This is a genomic window from Anoxybacillus thermarum (assembly GCF_000836725.1).
Lineage (GTDB): Bacteria > Bacillota > Bacilli > Bacillales > Anoxybacillaceae > Anoxybacillus > Anoxybacillus thermarum.
Genome location: NZ_JXTH01000115.1, coordinates 1 through 1,805, shown reverse-complemented (window position 1 = coordinate 1,805; position 1,805 = coordinate 1). Strand labels below are relative to the sequence as shown.

2 protein-coding genes and 1 pseudogene are annotated in these 1,805 nt (G+C 38.7%); all 3 read right to left on the bottom strand.

The window, feature by feature from the left end; translation table 11 throughout:
- Positions 1 to 289 precede the first annotated feature (289 nt).
- Positions 290 to 655, bottom strand: a complete 366-nt coding sequence (locus LH47_RS14520; protein WP_043968714.1) for a hypothetical protein — start codon at positions 653 to 655, stop codon at positions 290 to 292.
- A gap of 177 nt (positions 656 to 832) precedes the next feature.
- Positions 833 to 1,414 carry a DUF5317 domain-containing protein gene (locus LH47_RS14515; RefSeq protein ID WP_043968712.1) on the bottom strand — a complete coding sequence of 194 codons (582 nt, stop codon included), beginning with the start codon at positions 1,412 to 1,414 and terminating at the stop codon, positions 833 to 835.
- Positions 1,415 to 1,660: 246 nt separating this feature from the next.
- A pseudogene (locus LH47_RS15760) lies at positions 1,661 to 1,805 on the bottom strand (UPF0236 family protein); the annotation flags it as partial.

Sequence of the window (1,805 nt, the reverse complement as noted above, 5' to 3'; positions counted from 1 at the left end):
ATTGACAACACCCGTAGTGAACCGAAAAAATGTTCTCCACAAAGTCTTGACTGACTCATTGTTCCTCCAGCTCTTTTAATAAAGGCCATTCTGTGGTAAAATGTTTCATGGACTCTCTCCCTCCTGTTTTATTGATGTTGGTCATCACCATCATAGCAGGGAGAGAGTCCTTTTTGCATGACATTTGCTTTTTTCTACCGCGCTTCGCTTGGTGGCCCCGACGAGCGTCGCGAACAAAAGTTCGCAACCCTCGTCGGGGAATCATTCCTGAATGTCACCCACAAATATTTTACTCACACGCTACCATCATCAATAAATACATTGAAAAATTCAAAAGATGCGCCCATAACGGAATATGCCTGTGATATATAATTCTAACCAAAGAAAAAAGTAAAAAACTCCAAATTGCCACAGAAGGGCCAAAATGTAGTGCTGCTGCCAGAAAAATAGCTGAATCCATAGAAAAAGTGTTCTTATTTTCAACTACTTGAATCTCAAAATAAGTTAAAAAAAACGCTGTGATAGCTAAAAAATAGATCCATACCCATTCTTCAACAGTCGGAAGGTGAAAATAAGAATGAAACACCACACTACCTAAAAAAAAGGAAAATAAACTCAAAATATAAATGTATACCTGCGATCGAGTTTTCACCATATATTAGTCACTCACCCTGAATCTATAATCGGATAAAAATGTTAAAAATAAAGGAGGTAAAACCTCCCCAATTTATTTATACCCCAATTATTCTAATCCCTGAAGTCAACGCAACAATAACAGAACCGATAACGACGAGATTAATAAGTACGTTTTTCACACGTGCGTTCATGTTTTTCACCTCCCTTCATGTGTTGGTTGAAGAGAATTTGTTTGTTTTTCCTTCATCATTAAATACTGAATAAACAAAAACACACCAATATTCATGACTACATCGCCTATGCTAATCACTTTTGCACGCGGATAAGGCGGTGCTAAAGGGATAATGTCCCCTAAGAACGGGAAAATGGTGTCATTTGTAATAGCCATATGCTTCCCGTAAAGTCCTGTTTTTAGAAGCTCGACGTATTCTTGTCCTAAAACAGCTTGTGTCGCTTCAAGTGAAACAGGCATTCTACCACCATTCAAAGCAATGACAATGAAATTTAAAAGCACACCAGCAAAAATCGTCTTCATCCCTGGATAATGGCGATTAAGCCATATGAACGTTAATCCAATGACGTAGACAGCGATAAATGTGATGTTACTTATATTCGCTAAAACAGCGATACGGTCCTGCAACAAGAAAAAAATCCATTGCACAAGCAATAAGATTGGAAAAATCCAACCTCCTTTTAACTTCAAAGTTGCGATACCTTTGAAATTACCTCCGCGAAATAAACCAATGAGAATCCCTAAAATAATTCCATCGTATACCATATAGCCCTCACATTTCTTTAAAACCAAAATTTTTTGTCTTTTTACTGATTATATTATCACATTTTTTTTTATGTGAAAACGGTTATATTGATGAAGAGTCAGTCAAGACTTTGTGGAGAACATTTTTTCGGTTCACTACGGGTGTTGTCAATCACTAGTTAGCGAACCATTTTCAGGAATTGATATCGTAAGCGCTTTTGGACTCTCATCCCTCATCTTGAAGTGATGATATTGTATTCCATTTTTTTACACCCAACCAAAATCCCGAAGCGCCGACAACGCTTGATGGATCGGCGTCCCGGATGACCGCTGCAGACACGGTAGATTCTGACGCACCACATCTGCCCACAACCGTCCTGCCTTCCGTTTGGCCTGTTCAACCCGCTTGGAC

Coding starts and splice junctions, on each gene's coding strand:
- LH47_RS14520 (WP_043968714.1), bottom strand. CDS start 655: ATGGTGAAAACTCGATCGCAGGTATACATTTATATTTTGAGTTTATTT.
- LH47_RS14515 (WP_043968712.1), bottom strand. CDS start 1,414: ATGGTATACGATGGAATTATTTTAGGGATTCTCATTGGTTTATTTCGC.